The 15806-nt window shown below is 65.2% G+C and carries 12 protein-coding genes; 5 read left to right on the top strand and 7 right to left on the bottom strand.

All coding sequences use genetic code 11. The features are described from left to right. Positions 1 to 129 precede the first annotated feature (129 nt). Both L2Y96_RS03855 and fdhD read left to right on the top strand, forming a co-directional pair. Complete coding sequence (locus tag L2Y96_RS03855) at positions 130 to 2466, top strand: FdhF/YdeP family oxidoreductase (protein ID WP_247332587.1); 2337 nt, start codon at positions 130 to 132, stop codon at positions 2464 to 2466. Beyond that, a complete protein-coding gene (fdhD, locus tag L2Y96_RS03850; protein ID WP_247332584.1) occupies positions 2456 to 3379 on the top strand; it encodes a formate dehydrogenase accessory sulfurtransferase FdhD in 924 nt (307 codons plus the stop codon). The genes L2Y96_RS03855 and fdhD overlap by 11 nt, the downstream gene beginning before the upstream one ends. 114 nt (positions 3380 to 3493) lie before the next feature. Here fdhD and L2Y96_RS03845 read toward each other — a convergent pair whose 3' ends face one another. The 4 genes from L2Y96_RS03845 to fusA all read right to left on the bottom strand — a co-directional run bounded on the left by L2Y96_RS03845 (position 3494) and on the right by fusA (position 7746). Then, positions 3494 to 3835, bottom strand: coding sequence for a hypothetical protein (locus L2Y96_RS03845; protein ID WP_247332565.1), 342 nt, complete (start codon positions 3833 to 3835; stop codon positions 3494 to 3496). Continuing rightward, a complete protein-coding gene (gene mobA, locus L2Y96_RS03840) occupies positions 3832 to 4362 on the bottom strand; it encodes a molybdenum cofactor guanylyltransferase (protein WP_247332562.1) in 531 nt (176 codons plus the stop codon). The genes L2Y96_RS03845 and mobA overlap by 4 nt, the downstream gene beginning before the upstream one ends. Continuing rightward, entirely contained in the window at positions 4359 to 5555 is a 1197-nt protein-coding gene (locus L2Y96_RS03835; protein WP_247332559.1) for a molybdopterin molybdotransferase MoeA, read from the bottom strand. The genes mobA and L2Y96_RS03835 overlap by 4 nt, the downstream gene beginning before the upstream one ends. A gap of 124 nt (positions 5556 to 5679) precedes the next feature. After that, positions 5680 to 7746, bottom strand: a complete 2067-nt coding sequence (fusA, locus tag L2Y96_RS03830; RefSeq protein ID WP_247332557.1) for an elongation factor G — start codon at positions 7744 to 7746, stop codon at positions 5680 to 5682. A 481-nt stretch (positions 7747 to 8227) separates the two neighbouring features. Between fusA and L2Y96_RS03825 the strand changes: the two genes are divergently transcribed. Beyond that, positions 8228 to 9208 (top strand): aldo/keto reductase, encoded by a 981-nt coding sequence (locus L2Y96_RS03825; protein WP_247332554.1) that lies wholly within the window; start codon positions 8228 to 8230, stop codon positions 9206 to 9208. A 34-nt stretch (positions 9209 to 9242) separates the two neighbouring features. On the opposite strand, the gene L2Y96_RS03820 is transcribed toward L2Y96_RS03825, so the two are convergent. Beyond that, entirely contained in the window at positions 9243 to 10529 is a 1287-nt protein-coding gene (locus L2Y96_RS03820; protein WP_247332551.1) for a glycosyltransferase, read from the bottom strand. Positions 10530 to 10823: 294 nt separating this feature from the next. On the opposite strand from L2Y96_RS03820, the gene metK reads away from it, so the two are divergent. Together metK and L2Y96_RS03810 are read left to right on the top strand one after the other, a co-directional pair. Further along, positions 10824 to 12047 (top strand): methionine adenosyltransferase, encoded by a 1224-nt coding sequence (metK, locus tag L2Y96_RS03815; protein ID WP_247332533.1) that lies wholly within the window; start codon positions 10824 to 10826, stop codon positions 12045 to 12047. 231 nt (positions 12048 to 12278) lie between these two features. Beyond that, positions 12279 to 12809 carry a DUF4142 domain-containing protein gene (locus L2Y96_RS03810; protein ID WP_247332513.1) on the top strand — a complete coding sequence of 177 codons (531 nt, stop codon included), beginning with the start codon at positions 12279 to 12281 and terminating at the stop codon, positions 12807 to 12809. Positions 12810 to 12930: 121 nt separating this feature from the next. Here the strand turns inward: L2Y96_RS03810 and L2Y96_RS03805 are convergent, their stop codons facing one another. Both L2Y96_RS03805 and L2Y96_RS03800 read right to left on the bottom strand, forming a co-directional pair. Next, the gene (locus L2Y96_RS03805; RefSeq protein WP_247332510.1) at positions 12931 to 14076 is read right to left on the bottom strand and encodes a sugar ABC transporter permease; all 1146 of its coding nucleotides are present in this window, start codon (positions 14074 to 14076) and stop codon (positions 12931 to 12933) included. 39 nt (positions 14077 to 14115) lie between these two features. Continuing rightward, the gene (locus L2Y96_RS03800; RefSeq protein ID WP_247332507.1) at positions 14116 to 15663 is read right to left on the bottom strand and encodes a xylose ABC transporter ATP-binding protein; all 1548 of its coding nucleotides are present in this window, start codon (positions 15661 to 15663) and stop codon (positions 14116 to 14118) included. Between the last annotated feature and the right edge of the window lie 143 nt (positions 15664 to 15806).

The following is a 15806-nucleotide window of genomic DNA, read 5'->3' as shown; positions in this document are numbered from 1 at the left end:
CGCGGAGGTTGGGGGTTCAAGCGAAAAATCCGCGTGAATCTTTTGTTCTTTCCTTACGCGGCTGTTTATTTCGCCCCGAGCGCCCGGCGTAGAATGGCGGCACACCAGAACCTCTTGTGAATCAGGCCCATGAGCGACAAGCGCGTCCCCGGCATCGACGATTACGACGGCCCTGCTGGCGGGTGGGGTGCCCTCGGCGCCGTGGCCCGTGCCCTGAGTGGGCAAATGGCGATCGCGCGCGAATCCATCGCCCTGCACAAGGTGAACCAGCCGCATGGTTTCGACTGCCCCGGCTGCGCGTGGCCCGATCCGAAAGAGACCTCGTCGTTCGAGTTCTGCGAGAACGGTGCCAAGGCCGTGTCGTGGGAAGCCACCGCCAAGCGTGTGCGCCCGGAGTTCTTCGCAAAGAACACCGTGGCCGAGCTGTGGAAGCTCAGCGATTACACGCTCGAGGGCCTGGGCCGCCTGACCCATCCCATGGCCTACGACGCGGGCTCGGATACCTTCCAGCCGATCGCATGGGAAGAAGCCTTCCGCCGTATCGGCGCCGCGCTGCAGGCGCTGCCCAATCCGAACATGGCCGAGTTCTACACCTCGGGCCGTGCATCGAACGAAGCGGCCTTCCTCTACCAGCTGTTCGTTCGCGAGTACGGCACCAACAACTTCCCCGATTGCTCGAACATGTGCCACGAGGCCACCAGCGTCGGTCTGCCCAAGTCGCTGGGCTCGGGCAAGGGCACGGTGTTGCTCGAAGACTTCGACCACTGCGATGCCATCTTCTGCATCGGCCACAACCCCGGCACCAACCACCCGCGCATGCTTTCCACGCTGCGTGAAGCGTCCCTGCGCGGCGTCCCCATCGTGGTCATGAACCCGATGCCCGAGCGTGGCCTCGAACGCTTCACCTCGCCGCAGCACGCGTCCGAGATGCTCACGGGCAAATCGGTACGCATCGCCTCCACCTACTACAAGGTGAAGATCGGCGGTGATGTGGCCGTGCTCAAGGGCATGATGAAGTACCTCGTGGAGGAGGACACCATCGCTCGCGACGCCGGGCTTCCTCCGGTGATCGACCACGCGTTCATCGCGGAAAACACCGAAGGCTTCGATGCGCTGGTCGCGGACGTGAGCGGCACGGAGTGGGCCGATATCGAGCGCACGAGTGGCCTGACCCGCGGCGAAATCGAATACGCCGCCTCCATCTATGCGAAGGCCAAGGCAGTGATCGTGTGCTACGGCATGGGCATCACCCAGCACCAGCACGGTACCGAGAACGTCCAGCAGATCGCGAACCTGCTGCTCATGCGCGGCAATATCGGCCGCCAGGGCGCAGGCATCTGCCCGCTGCGTGGGCATAGCAACGTGCAGGGCGATCGCACGGTGGGTATCACCGAGAAGCCGAACGCCGATCTCAACGAAGGCATTCGCCGCACGTACGGTTTCGAACCACCGGTTGAACACGGCCACGATGCGGTCGCGTCGCTCCTCGCCATCCGCGATGGTCGCTCGAAGGCGATGATCGCACTGGGCGGCAACCTCGCCGTCGCCATGCCGGATACCGAAGAAACCTTCCAGGCGATGCGCAAGCTCGATCTCGCCGTGCACGTGGCGACCAAGCTCAATCGCTCGCACCTGCTGCTGGCGAAGGAATCCTTCATCCTGCCCTGCCTGGGCCGTACCGAACTGGACGAACAGGCCACCGGCCCGCAGGCCGTCACGGTGGAAGATTCCATGTCGATGGTGCACGCCTCGGCCGGCACGCTCACGCCTGCCTCTGAGCACCTGCGTTCTGAACCGTGGATCGTCGCCGGGATCGCAAAGGCTGCTCTTCCGCACACCCGTGTGGCATGGGACACGCTGGTGGGCGATTACAACCTGATTCGCGACGATATCGAGAAGGTCTTCCCGATCTTCTTTGACTTCAACAAGCGCGTGAACGTGCCGGGTGGCTTTCGCCTGCGTGTCGCCGCCAGTGAGCGCGACTGGGCGACGCCGAGCAAGAAGGCCCAGTTCCTGCTGGCGCGGGGCCTCGATGAAGACGACCGCGTGGAGGAAGGCGGGCTCATGCTCACTACCATCCGCTCGCACGACCAGTACAACACCACGATCTATAGCCTCAACGATCGCTACCGCGGTGTCACCGGCCGGCGCGATGTCGTGTTCATGCACGCCAGCGACCTCGCGGCGCGCGGCCTGAAGCATGGCGACCGCATCGATATCTTCGCCACCGGGCGCAACACCGCGGATGGCCGCCAACGCGCGGTGCGCGGCTTCACCGCCGTCGCTTACGACATCGCCGAAGGCTCGGTCGCCATGTACTACCCGGAAGGCAACGCGCTTATCTCGCTGGAGAACCACGATAGCCATTCCGGCACGCCCACCTACAAGTCGGTACCGGTGCGCATCGTGGCATCGACGGAGCCAGCCGGCTCACCGCGGCGGAAGAAGGCCACCCATGCAGCATGACCTGACCCCACCCGCCGGTAGCGCACGGCGCACCGTCACGCGCTACGAGCGCGGCCGTCGCGTCGAGGACCAGGACCGCCTGGCGGAAGAGGTGCCGGTGGCCCTGCACTTCGACGGCAAGCCCTTCGCGGTGATGATGGCGTCGCCGGTCGACCTTGAGGATTTCGCCCGCGGTTTCGCGCTGACGGAAAGCCGCGTCGACGATGTGCGCGATATCGAATCGATCGAGATCCACGAGATGCTCGAGGGTATTTCGATCGATGTGCGAACCCGCGCTCCGACGGATGCCAGCGTCGCTGCAGCCAACATGGCGGCCGTTGAACGCATGGCCGCCGAAGCGGGGTCCATGGCCGATACGGCCGTGGCCATCGAAGCGGCGGCTGACGAGGCCTCCTCGTTCGGCGCGCGTGAGATGACTGGACGTAGTGGCTGCGGCATCTGTGGCACGCGTGAACTCGAAGATGTGATTCGCCGCCCTCGGCCGGTTGCCGCGGGCACGAGCGTGTCACCGGACGCGATCGAACGCGCCCTCGAAGCGCTCCGGGCGGAGCAGCCGATCAACGCGTTCACCGGCTCGGTACACGCCGCGGCATGGGCTCGGGCCGATGGGTCGCTGATGGTCGTGCGCGAAGACGTGGGCCGGCATAACGCACTGGATAAGCTGATTGGCGCCATGACCCGGCGCGGCATCGATCCGCGCGAAGGTTTCGCCCTGATCACCAGCCGCGCGAGCTACGAGATGGTGACCAAGGCCGCCGTGGCGGGCATGACCGTACTGGTTGCGATCTCCGCCCCCACCGCTCTGGCCGTCAGCCTGGCCACCGAATGCGGCCTTACCCTGGTCGGTTTCGCCCGGCCCGGCCGCTTCAACGTCTATAGCCGCCCCGAACGCATCTATTCCCCCCCGCTTTGATGTAAACCGCCCTTGTAGGAGCGCGCTTGCGCGCGATCGGGGGCTTGCCGCAAGCACCCATCGCGCGCAAGCGCGCTCCTACAAGGGTGCGGCGTTGTCCGGGGTGCGGCGGCGTCAGGGGTTACGGCGGCGTTTGATGCTGTCTTTGACGTCGACGTCGAAGAGGACGGTGGTCGCGACGGTGTCGTGGCCGGGGATGTCGAAGACGAGGCCGTCCTTGCTGGGAAGGCGTGCCTTGAGGTCGAGGAGCTGGGCGCGCGGCACGGCGAGGCGCCACTCATGCGCATCGCCCTCCAGCGCGCAATGGCCCGCATCGGTAGCGTCGATCGCATAGCGCATGGTGAAGGCGCGGCCGAACGCCGTGGAACCGAGCAAGGCGACATCGCCGAGCAGTTCGGCCAGTTCATCCTCATCGATGCGGACACGGATCGTGTCGTTCTCCAGTTGCACTCTCATGGATTCGCCTCACGCCATTCATCGGGGGTGTTGCAGTTGGCCAGCGCCGTCGTGTCGACCTGGTCTAGGGAAAGCGTGGCGACGCCGATGCGTGCCTGCAAGGCAGAAACGGAACACGCCCTGCCCTCGAGCTCCACGAACTCGGCCAGGACCGCGCGCGTGGTGCCATCCAGCCTGAGCCGCATAGGCAGCGGATGACCCGCCCAACGCGTGGCGCGCATGCGCCGCTCATCGCGTAGCGGCGCGAGCGTGGCGGCATCCAGGTGCGGCATGTCGACCGGGACCACGAGCAGTTCGTCATCAATCAGCTCGGCGACCACGCTGGCGATGCCGCCGATGGGACCTTTATCTGGCCAGCGGTCGGCGATGCCATCGTGCGCTGCACCGCTGATCACGACGGCACCCGCGCCAGCTTCCAGCAACACGTCCCGCGTGCGCTCGAGCAACGTGCGCTCACCGACGCGCAACAGCGCTTTGTCTTCGCCCATGCGCGACGAACGGCCGCCGGCGAGGATCACCCCGATCACGGCGCGTGCGCCGGGTCGAGCGGCCAGGCATCGACGACCTCGCCAAAGGCACTGTCCGCCGTCAGCCACGCGTTGGCCTGCGTGAACGGCACGATGCGGTAAGCGGCCTGGTTGCGCTGCACGCGGGCGACCTGGCGGCCCGCTTCGTCGGCCTCGAGCCGGCCCAGCGCGAAGTGCTGCAGGCCGGGACGTACGTCGTGGCTCTCGGCGAGACGCACGCGGCTGGGTACCTCGGGTGGTAGCGCGGCCATCGCGCGCAGCACGGGCGCCACGAAGAAGCGGTGGCCGACGGCGACGGCAATGGGATTGCCGGGCAAGCCCAGCACCAGCGGGCCGCCGTCGAAACGCGCCGCGAGGATCGGTTTACCCGGACGGATGGCTACCTTGTGGAAGAGCTCGCGTGCGCCCATCGCGGCCAGCGCCGAAGGCACGAAATCAAAGCGGCCCGCTGAAACGGCACCCGTGCTGAGAATGAGATCGGCACCGCTGGCGCGCATGGATTCGACCGCTATGCGGAAGGCATCGCCTGTATCCGGAACCCGGTGGCGTGCGAGGAGTTCGACGCCCCACGTGGCCAGCATCGCTTCAAGGAACGGCCCGTTCGAATCGTGGATGCCGCCTTCCGGCAAGGGACCGCTCGCGTGCAGTTCGCTGCCGGTGTTGATGATGGCCACGCGCGGGCGGCGCCGCACGAGCACCGTCTCGATGCCTAAGGCGGCCAGCAGCATGATGGCCGCCGCGTCGATACGCCGGCCGGCGGGAAGCGCCGTGTCGCCCTGCCCGACGTCACCTCCGGCTGCGCGGATGTTCTGGCCACGCTTTTCCGCCTGCAGCAGGCGAACGCGTTCACCATCGCGCTCGCAGCGCTCGACGGGGATCACGGTATCGAAGCCATCCGGTACGCGGGCACCCGTGGCGATTTCGCATGCCTCGGCGCCTGGGTAGGCGGTGGTGTGGTCACCCGCGGCCTGCATGCCGGCGATGGTGAAGACCGCGCCGACCGGGAGGTCGCCCTCGCCCTGGCGAATCGCGAAGCCATCCATCGCAGCGTTATCGAAGGAAGGCAGTGAAAGCGGGCTGCGCACCGGTTCGGCGAGGATCCGGCCCATGGACACGGAAAGGCCCACCCGCTCGGTCTCGAGCGGGTGGGCCTCGTTCATCAGTACGGCAAGTGCTTCGGCATAGGTAAGCATGTTGCCAAGCCTACCCTGTAGGAGCCCACCCTGTGGGCGACATCTTTCGCCTCAACCCGCCGCGGGCCCTGTGGCGGCGTCGCGAACGGCGTCGCTCACAGGGTGAGCTCCTACAAGTGCGCCTTTAGGCTTGCTTGCGGGCTTCTTGGACCGTGGCCGGGCGGTAGGCGTGGAACGCTACCGTCGCGGCGGCGCGGCCCTGGCTCAGGCTACGCAGCGCGGTGCTGTACCCGTCGAGCTGGGCCAGCGGCACATCGGCTTCGATCTCCGTGCGTTCCTGCTTGTCGGTCAGGTTCACGATCTGGCCGCCACGGCGCTGCAGGTCGCCCAGCACATCGCCCACCGCCACACCCGGCGCGGTCACCGATACGCGCATCACCGGTTCGAGCAGCACGGTACCGGTCGCCTCGAGGGCAGCCTTCACCGCGATCTGCGCGGCACGATGGAACGCGCCTTCGTTCGAGTCCACGGCATGCGCCTGGCCATCGAGGACGAGCACTTCCGCGCCCACCACCGGGAAGCCACGCGGGCCTTCCAGCAGGGCCTGTTCCGCACCCTTCTGCACCGCCGACTGGAACTGCTTCGGGATCACGCCACCCGTGGTGCGATCCTCGTAGCGGTTCGCATCGCCTTCTACCGGCGATACCGACAGCACCACTCGCGCGTACTGGCCGCTACCACCGGTCTGCTTCGCGAGCTTGCCTTCGATCGGACCCGACGGACGGGCCGGCGTCTCCTGATAAGCCACGCGCGGCGAACCCGTTCGCACCTGCACACCCCATTCGCGGCGCAGGCGCTCCACCATCACTTCCAGATGGAGTTCGCCCATGCCCCAGACGAGGGTTTCGCCGGTTTCCGGATCGGTGCTGACGCGGAAGGACGGATCCTCCTGCGCCAGGCGCGCCAGCCCGTTGCCGAGCTTGAGCAGGTCGGCCGAACGTTCCGGCGAGAGCCGCCACGACAACACCGCGGGCTGGGCCTGGATGGTTTCCAGGCGCAGTTCATGGTGCGGATCGGCGAGCGTTTCACCGGTAGCCACGTCCTTCCAGCCCATGATCGCGACGATGTCGCCCGCCTCGGCGATGTCCACCGCTTCGGTGTCGTCAGCGCGCACGACTGCCAGGCGGCCGATGCGCTGCGTGCGATCGGTGCCGCTATGCCACACGGCGTCGCCCACATGCAGGCGCCCCGAATACACGCGGAGGAAGGCCAGCGGACCATGCGACTGGTTCACCACCTTGAACACGAGTGCCGCGAACGGGGCGTTCGCATCGGGCGCGACCTGCACATCACCCTTGTCGGTGTGTGCGACCACGGACGGACGATCCACCGGTGAAGGCAGATACGCGACGAACGCATCCAGCAGCGGCTCGATACCGACGTTGCGGAACGCCGAGCCCGGCAGCACCGGCTGACCGATGCCCGCCAGCGTCCCGCGGCGCAGGGCTGCCGTCAGCGTGGCCGCATCAATGGGTTGTTCCGCCAGCCAGAGTTCCGCCAGGGCTTCGTCCTTGTCGGCCACGGCCGCTACGAGTTCCGCGCGCGCATTCGCATGCATCGCACGTTCCGCGTCGGTCCACGGCGTGATCACCGGCGTGCCCTTTTCGTCGAACAGCCAGGTGCGCTCCGCGACGAGGTCGTAGAGGCCCACGATGTGTTCACCCTCGATCACCGGCTGGGCGACGACCCACGGGTTGGCGCCGAGCTTCTCGCGCATCTGTTCGAGCGTCGCGTCGAAATCCGCGCCGGGGCGATCCATCTTGTTGACGAACGCCATCAGCGGCACGCCATGCCGGCGCGCCTGGTGCCATACGGTTTCGGATTGCGGCTGCACGCCGGCCACGCCGGAGAACACGACCACGGCGCCGTCGAGTACGCGCAGCGAACGTTCCACTTCGATCGCGAAATCGATGTGTCCCGGGGTGTCGATCAGCGTCAGGCGATGCGGCAGGCCACCTTCCGGCGTCCAGTTCGCGCGCACGGCGGCGGCGCCGATCGTGATGCCACGCTCGCGCTCGAGTTCCATGTGGTCGGTGGTGGTCGCGCCATCGTGCACCTCACCGGTGCGATGGATCGTGCCGGTCTTATAGAGGAGGCGCTCGGTGAGCGTGGTTTTACCAGCGTCGACGTGGGCGATGATGCCGAGGTTGCGCCAACGGCCGACGGGGATGGTGGTTTCGCGGGTACTCATGGTTAAACGGTTCCATTCAGGGCGCCAGGGGCTCGACGTCATGTCTTCGAGCGAGGCATTCCCCGAGGCTTTCCCGTCGCCCCTGGCGTGGATGGGGACGGGTCAGGATCGGGGATCGCGGCAGTTCTTCATGGCACGGTGCTCCGGTAACGGGCTTGGAAATTCGGGGTTCGGGAAAATTCGGGACAAAAAAAAAGCACCCTTGCGGGTGCTTTTGGTGTTGCTGCGAGGTCCGGCGCCTTACGGCGTACGGCCTGCCACGGCGCGCGCGCACCCGCGACGCGCCCATGGGGCGTTCGTAGTCAGGTGGATCAATGCGTGCTTGCAGGCAGACATGGCGGATCTCGGTGAATTGGGGGCGGATCGTACGCCTGGGCCCGTGGGGCTGCAAGCGCTCCCTGTCAGGTGGGGTTGGGGTTCGTGGTTTCAAGGGCCATGTACGCTATGCAACATCCTTTGATGACCCACACGGAGTTCCCCCATGCAATACGTGAAGTTGGGCAAGACCGGGCTTGATATTTCGCCGGTGATCCTTGGCTGCATGACCTATGGTGTGGCCGAGCGCGGCAACCATGCCTGGACGCTCGACGAAGAGCAGAGCCGGCCTTTCATCCGCAAGGCGCTCGATCTCGGCATCAACACCTTCGACACTGCGAACATGTATTCCGATGGCACGTCGGAAGAGATCGTGGGCCGCGCACTGAAAGATTTTGCGAGGCGCGATGAGCTGGTGATCGCCACCAAGACGTTCTACCCGTGGCGCAAGGCGCCGAACACGGGAGGCCTCTCGCGCAAGGCGATTTTCCAGTCGGTCGATGATTCACTGGGCCGCCTCGGCACGGATTACATCGACCTGCTGCAGATCCATCGCTTTGACCCGCATACGCCGATCGAGGAGACACTCGAGGCGCTGCACGATGTCGTGAAGGCCGGAAAGGCTCGTTACATCGGCGCATCATCGATGCACGCGTGGCAGTTCGTGAAGATGGTTTACACCTCACGCCTGCACGGCTGGACAGAGTTCGTCAGCATGCAGGACCACTACAACCTGATCCAGCGCGAAGAAGAGCGCGAGATGATTCCGTTCTGCCAGGACCAGGGTATCGGCGTGATTCCGTGGAGCCCGCTGGCACGTGGCCGTCTTACCCGCGATTGGGATGAGTCGAGCGAACGGCAAGAGAAGGATGTGTTCGGCGGCACGTTGTATAAGGCGACGGAAGATTCCGATCGCGCGATCGTGGCGGCGGTGAAGAAGCTCGCCGATGAGCGTGGCGTGCCGCGCGCGCAGGTGGCGCTGGCGTGGGTGGCGCAGCGGCCGGGGATTACCGCGCCGATCGTCGGCGCCTCGAAGGCGCATCATCTCGATGATGCTGTCGCGGCATTGAGCCTGAAGCTGACGGCGGATGAGATGAAGGTGTTGGAAGAGGCGTACGCGCCGCACCCGATTGCTGGATTCGCGTAAAACCAAGCCCTTGTAGGAGCGCGCTTGCGCGTTCCTACAGAGGGTTTCTGCGTTCCATGGCGTTTTCGATCGTATCGGCGGCCACGCGGGCGCCGTGTTCGGCGCGGAGCGATGCGCCGATGGCGGCGGCGCGGGTGGCATATGCCGCGTCATCGAGCAGAACGCGCAGCTTCGCCGCGGCGCGGTTTGCGTCGTAGCGTCGCGCGGGAAGGATCTCTCCTACGCCAAGGCGTTTCACGCGTGCAGCGTTATCGGGTTGGTCGAAGCCGTGGGGCACAACGAGTGCCGGACGGCCTGCGCGCAGTGCTTCGTGGGTGGTGCCGATGCCTCCGTGGTGCACGACGGCGCAAGCTCGCGAGAACAGCGCGCCGTGGGGTGCGTAATCCACAGCCAAGATGTCATCGTCCAAAGGCCCCAGCTTCTCGCGCAACACAGGTGAACCGGTGAGCAGGACGGCGCGACGTCCCAGTTGCCGCACCGCGGCCATGCTCTCGCGGAGAAAGGTCTCGCCGGCGTGCACGGCCGCCGAGCCCAGGGTGAAGACGACGGGGAGCGCCCCCTCATCAAGCCAACGCGCCAATCCCGCCTCGAGCGTATCTGCCGATGGGAGATAGCGGCACTGCCCCGTCATGATCGTCCCCGCAGGGGCATCCGGCGGCAACGCGCCCAGCACGGGCGAATACATCGCGAGCACCCCATCACGCCCGTGCTGCCCTCGATGGAAGGGATCGCCACCGGCGGCAACCGGTGGCAACCCCAGATGGCGGCGAAAAGCACGCACATCGGCCGTCCACGGGCTCGTCACCGTCTCGACCAGACGCACCAGCCCGCGCGCCCGCATCGGCGACACACGTAACCAGCGATCAAGCCACGCCACACCCGTAGCCGGTGGATCAAACGGCGACAGGAACACCGACGGCGAAAGCACCGCCGAGAACCACGCCACGGGCAAGGTCTCGCCCAGGATCTGGCCCGCGAACGCCAGCGTCGTCGTGACGACGGCATCCGCTTCGCCGCAGAAGGTTTTCAGTGCGTGATAGCTCGCCGCCACATCGGCCGCCGCCAGGTCACGCACCACGAAGCGCGGTCCGCGCCACGGATGGAATGCCCGCGCCGCGAACGCCGCCTTGTCCTCCGGCTCGGCGATGCCGCTGGCCATGACGAAGTCCAGCCCGGCATCCAGCACCGCATCGCGATGGATCGCATGGGCACCCACGGTCACGCGGTGGCCGCGCGCGACCAGCTCCTGGCCCACGGCCAGCAGGGGGAACAGGTCGCCCTGTGACCCCACCGTCGCGAACACGATGTGCCGTTCCGCCATGCCTGCCTCCGCCCGATGCCTGCCGCCATGGTGGCGCATTTGGCCCCAGCGTAGCGTTAGTCATGAGAATCAATAATTTAGGACAATCACAACGACGCAATGGGGATGAAATCTTGCCCGATCCGGCGCAGCACCCCACCCGCCCGGAGGAGGCACGTTCGCGGGCGACGGGGCTGAATGTCCATGCAATCGTCACCCTCGGGGCGTACCCTTGCCGCTGCAAACCGGCACAGGTGCGTGTATCATGGCGCGCTCTTTTATCTCTTTATCCGTAAAGAAGGATATATACCCGCGATGAGCAACTACCTCTTCACCTCCGAGTCGGTCTCCGAAGGCCATCCGGACAAAATCGCCGACCAGATCTCCGACGCCGTCCTCGACGCCATTCTGGCGCAGGATCCGCGCGCTCGCGTGGCCTGCGAAACGCTGGTGAAGACCGGCGTGGCCATCGTCGCGGGTGAGATCACCACCAGCGCCTGGATCGACCTCGAAGCGCTCACCCGCAAGGTCATCCTCGACATCGGCTATGACTCCTCGGAAGTCGGCTTCGACGGCGAGACCTGCGGCGTGCTGAACCTGATCGGCAAGCAGTCGCCGGACATCAACCAGGGCGTGGACCGCAAGAAGCCGGAAGAACAGGGCGCTGGCGACCAGGGCCTGATGTTCGGCTACGCCACCAACGAAACCAGCGAGTTCATGCCGGCCGCCATCCACCTGAGCCACCGCCTGGTGGAACAGCAGGCGAAGATCCGCAAGAAGAAGAACTCGCCGCTGCCGTGGCTGCGTCCGGACGCGAAGAGCCAGGTCACCCTGCGCTACAACGAAGCCGGTGAAGCCATCGCCATCGACGCCGTCGTGCTCTCCACCCAGCACGATCCGGGCGTGAAGCAGAAGGACCTGATCGAAGGCGTGCGCGAGCTTATCCTGAAGCCGGTGCTGCCGGCGAAGCTCCTGCACAAGGACACCAAGTTCCACATCAATCCGACCGGCAAGTTCGTGATCGGTGGCCCGGTGGGCGATTGCGGCCTGACCGGCCGCAAGATCATCGTCGACACCTACGGCGGCTGGGCCCGTCACGGTGGTGGCGCGTTCTCGGGTAAGGATCCGTCGAAGGTCGATCGTTCGGCGGCCTATGCCGCGCGTTACGTCGCCAAGAACATCGTGGCTGCCGGCCTGGCCGATCGCTGCGAAATCCAGGTCAGCTACGCCATCGGCGTGGCCGAGCCGACCTCGATCTCGGTGACCACCTTCGGCACCGGCAAGATCTCGGACGACAAGATCGAGAAGCTGGTCCGCAAGCACTTCGACCTGCGCCCGTTCGGCATTATCAAGATGCTCGACCTCGTACACCCGATGTACCAGGCGACGGCATCCTACGGCCACTTCGGCCGCAAGCCGTACGAAGTGAAGGCCGCCGATGGCAGCACCTTCACCGCCTTCTCGTGGGAAAAGACCGACCGCGCCGAGCTCCTCCGCGACGCGGCTGGTCTGGGTGGCAAGGCTGCACGCAAGGCCTAAAAGGCCTGCCGGGTAGGAGCTCACCCTGTGAGCGACGCCGTTCGCGATAGACCCACAAGACGTGTGGGGCTAGTGGCGAAAGATGTCGCCCACAGGGTGGGCTCCTACAGTAAATAGCGATTCAGACGGGCGCCCGCGAGGGTGCCCGTTTTCGTTTCATACCCGCGCAGGTCACGGCAGTTTCATCGGCAGGATGAGACACCGGGGGTCGTTCCACACGGAGACATCCCCATGGCCATTCGCCTCCCGCGCCTGCTGCTCGCGGCCAGCTTCGCTGCCACCCTGCCCTTCGCCGCGCTAGCCGCGCCCCAGGAGAAGGACAGCCAGGGCGGCACGCCCACCGATGCGGCGTTCTACCAGAACGCGACAGGCGCCAACGTCAGCGAGATCGCGCTCAGCCAGCTTGCGGTGAAGCAAGCCTCGTCGGCCAAGGTGAAGGCGTTCGCGCAGAAGATGGTCGATGACCACACCAAGGCCAATGACAAGCTGGTAAGCCTGCGCAATGGCGACAAGGGCTACAGCACCACGACCGAACCCGTGCCGGATGCGCAGAAGGAGCTCAACGCGCTGAAGCTGCTCAACGGGACGGACTTCGACCGTGAGTATGCGAAGACGATGGTCGCCGACCACGAGAAGGCCGTGGCGATGTTCGAGGTAGAAGCCGAGAAAGGCTCCAACCCCGCACTGAAAGCCTTCGCAAAAGAAACGCTACCGACCATCAAGGAACACTACAAGATGGCCAAGGCCCTACCCAAGAAGTAGCCCGCCACCCGTAGGAGCCCACCCTGTGGGCGACATCTTTCGCGAAAACGTCACAGGCCCTGTGGCGATATCGCGAACGGCGTCGCCCACAGGGTGGGCTCCTACGATTAGTTGTGGGGGATCAGGCGTTGCGGTTGCTGCCGGAGAGCACGTCGACCCATACGGCGAGTACCAGGATCACGCCCTTGATGATCATCTGCCACGAGTTGTCGACGTCCATCAGCTGCATGCCGCTGTCGAGGCTGGCCATGACCAGCGCACCAATCAGCGCGCCGTAGACCGTGCCGGAACCGCCACGCATGGAGGTGCCGCCGATGAAGCACGCCGAGATGGCATCCAGCTCACCGCCCGTGCCGGCCGAGGGTGAACCGGAACCCGTACGCGCCACGGTGATGATGCCAGCGAAGGCGCACATCAGGCCCATGATCGCGAAGACCACCAGCTTCACCCGGGCGACGTTCACGCCCGAGAGGCGCGTCGCCTCCATGTTGCCGCCCACTGCATAGATGTGGCGGCCAAACACGGTCTGCGTGGAAACGTAGGTAAACACGGCGAGCAACGCCAGCAGGATCATCACCGGGATGGGGATGCCGTTGGCATCATTGAGCATGCGGATGAAGCCAAAGATCACGGCCCCGATCACGACAAGACGGACGACATCGATCCAGAGCGCAGCCTGCTGCAGTCCCAGCTTCGTGCGGCGCATGCGGCGGCGCACCGTGATGGCCACCATGGCGAGGAAGATCAGGCCGCCCACCCACTGCGACAGACCCACCGGAACGAAGCCCTGGCCCAGCTGCACCAGGTCGTCCGGCGCCGGCGCGATCGTTGAGCTACCCGTGATGTAAAGCACGATGCCGCGGAAGGCGAGCATGCCACCCAGGCCGACGATGAAGGATGGCACCCGCATCTTCGTGACCACGAAGCCGTTGAACGCGCCGATCAGCATGCCCAGCACCAACACCGCGCCGATGGATGGCCAGGTGCCCCAGCCCATGTTCACGGTGAGGATGGCGACGACGCCACCGAGCAACCCGAGCTGCGAGCCGATCGACAGGTCGATCTCGCCGGCGATAATGATGAACACCATGCCGCAAGCCAGCATGCCGGTGATCGCCATCTGGCGGAACAGGTTGGAAAGATTGTTCGGGGTGATGAATGCCTGGTCGGTCTTCACATGGAAGAAGACCCAGATCACCGCCACCGCGATAAGCAGGGCGAGGATCTTGTAACGAACGAAGAGTTGCTGGATTTTCTGGGACTGCATGGAAGGCTTCCCTGGTGACGCGTGGAATGGTGGAATGGATCAGGCCGCGTGCGCGGGCCCTTCGGCGGCATGCGAAATCGCTGCCGCAAGGACCTGCTCCTGGGTCAGGCCAACGTTCTTGAAATCGCCGCGCAGCTTGCCTTCGCCCACGACCAGCACGCGATCGCTCACGCCCAGCACCTCGGGCATTTCCGACGAGACCATGATGATGGCCACGCCCTTCGCGGCCAGCTCGAACATCAGCGTGTAGATGTCGTACTTGGAGCCGACATCGACGCCACGGGTCGGCTCATCGAGGATCAGCACTTTCGGCTCGGGCAACAGCATCTTGGTAAGCACGGCCTTCTGCTGGTTGCCACCCGACAGCCCCTGGATGGCGAGTTCGGGGCTGGCCGTCTTCACCCGCAGGCGCTTGATCTCCTGGTCGACCACCTGCATTTCTGCCTGGCGGTCGATCTGGCCCGCGTGCGCATAGTGCGAAAGCGTGGCGAGCGTGATGTTGTCACCCACGCCGAGCAACGGAACGATGCCCTGGCGCTTGCGATCTTCCGGCACCAGCGAGAGGCCCGCCTTGATCGCCTGCTCGGGGTTCTTCACCTTGATCGGCTTACCCTCGAGTACGAGCTCCGCCTCGTAGCGGCCCGGGTAAGCGCCGAAGATGGCCGAAACCAGCTCGGTTCGCCCTGCCCCGACGAGGCCCGCGATACCCAGGATCTCGCCGCGTCGCACCTGGAACGAGATGTCGTCCACGCGCTTGCGGTTCGGGTTGGCGACATCCCAGCAGGTGACATGCTTTGCTTCGAAGATGACCTCACCGATATCGTGCTCCATCTTCGGGAACAGGTTTTCGATTTCCCGGCCAACCATCGCGGTGATGATGGTGTGCGTCGTCATCTCGCTCATCGGCTTGGTCACGATGTGCTTGCCATCGCGAATCACCGTGACGGTATCGCAGACACGCGCCACCTCGTCGAGCTTATGCGAGATATAGACGCAGGCAACGCCGTCGCGCTTAAGATCTTCGATGATTGACAGCAGCGTATCCGTCTCGGACGAGGTCAACGACGACGAGGGCTCATCCAGGATCAGCAACCGGGCATTCTTCACCAGTGCCTTCGCGATCTCGAAGAGCTGCTGGTAGCCGCCGCCGTAGTTCATGACGGGCGCAGCGACGTTCACGTCTTTCAGCTTCAGCCGGGCCAGCAGCGCCTCGGCCTTCGCGTACATCGCGTCGTAATCCATGACGCCGCCGAACTTGCGGATTTCATTGCCGAGGAAGATGTTCTCGGCAACGGAAAGCTGCGGCACCAACATCAGCTCCTGATGGATGATGACGATGCCGGCATCTTCGCTATCGCGCACCGAGTGCGCTTTCAGCGGCTTGCCATCGAACAGGATCTCGCCTTCCCACGTGCCGTACGGGTATACGCCGGAAAGGACTTTCATGAGGGTGGATTTGCCGGCACCATTTTCGCCGCACAGGCCCACGCACTCGCCTGGCCGCACGGCCAGGTTGATGCCATTGAGCGCGCGCACGCCGGAGAACTCCTTGACGATGTTGCGCATCTCGAACAGGTATTCGCTCACCTGGATACTTCCTCAGCTACGCGACCAGCCCACTGTGGTAGGAGCCCACCCTGTGGGCGACGCCTTTCGCGAAAGAGCAACAGGGCCTGTTGCGGTTGGGCGAAGGGCGTCGCCCACAGGGTGGGCTCCTACGGGGGAGTTCG

Source organism: Luteibacter aegosomaticola, from assembly GCF_023078475.1.
Classification (GTDB): Bacteria; Pseudomonadota; Gammaproteobacteria; order Xanthomonadales; family Rhodanobacteraceae; genus Luteibacter; species Luteibacter aegosomaticola.
The sequence above is the reverse complement of the archived record's forward strand: the minus strand, read 5'-3'. Positions and strand labels throughout refer to the sequence as shown.

Excerpts from the sequence above, each read along its gene's own strand:
- L2Y96_RS03855 (WP_247332587.1), top strand. The coding sequence starts at position 130 with ATGAGCGACAAGCGCGTCCCCGGCATCGACGATTACGACGGCCCTGCT.
- fdhD (WP_247332584.1), top strand. The coding sequence starts at position 2,456 with ATGCAGCATGACCTGACCCCACCCGCCGGTAGCGCACGGCGCACCGTC.
- L2Y96_RS03845 (WP_247332565.1), bottom strand. The coding sequence starts at position 3,835 with ATGAGAGTGCAACTGGAGAACGACACGATCCGTGTCCGCATCGATGAG.
- L2Y96_RS03835 (WP_247332559.1), bottom strand. The coding sequence starts at position 5,555 with ATGCTTACCTATGCCGAAGCACTTGCCGTACTGATGAACGAGGCCCAC.
- fusA (WP_247332557.1), bottom strand. The coding sequence starts at position 7,746 with ATGAGTACCCGCGAAACCACCATCCCCGTCGGCCGTTGGCGCAACCTC.
- L2Y96_RS03825 (WP_247332554.1), top strand. The coding sequence starts at position 8,228 with ATGCAATACGTGAAGTTGGGCAAGACCGGGCTTGATATTTCGCCGGTG.
- L2Y96_RS03820 (WP_247332551.1), bottom strand. The coding sequence starts at position 10,529 with ATGGCGGAACGGCACATCGTGTTCGCGACGGTGGGGTCACAGGGCGAC.
- metK (WP_247332533.1), top strand. The coding sequence starts at position 10,824 with ATGAGCAACTACCTCTTCACCTCCGAGTCGGTCTCCGAAGGCCATCCG.
- L2Y96_RS03810 (WP_247332513.1), top strand. The coding sequence starts at position 12,279 with ATGGCCATTCGCCTCCCGCGCCTGCTGCTCGCGGCCAGCTTCGCTGCC.
- L2Y96_RS03805 (WP_247332510.1), bottom strand. The coding sequence starts at position 14,076 with ATGCAGTCCCAGAAAATCCAGCAACTCTTCGTTCGTTACAAGATCCTC.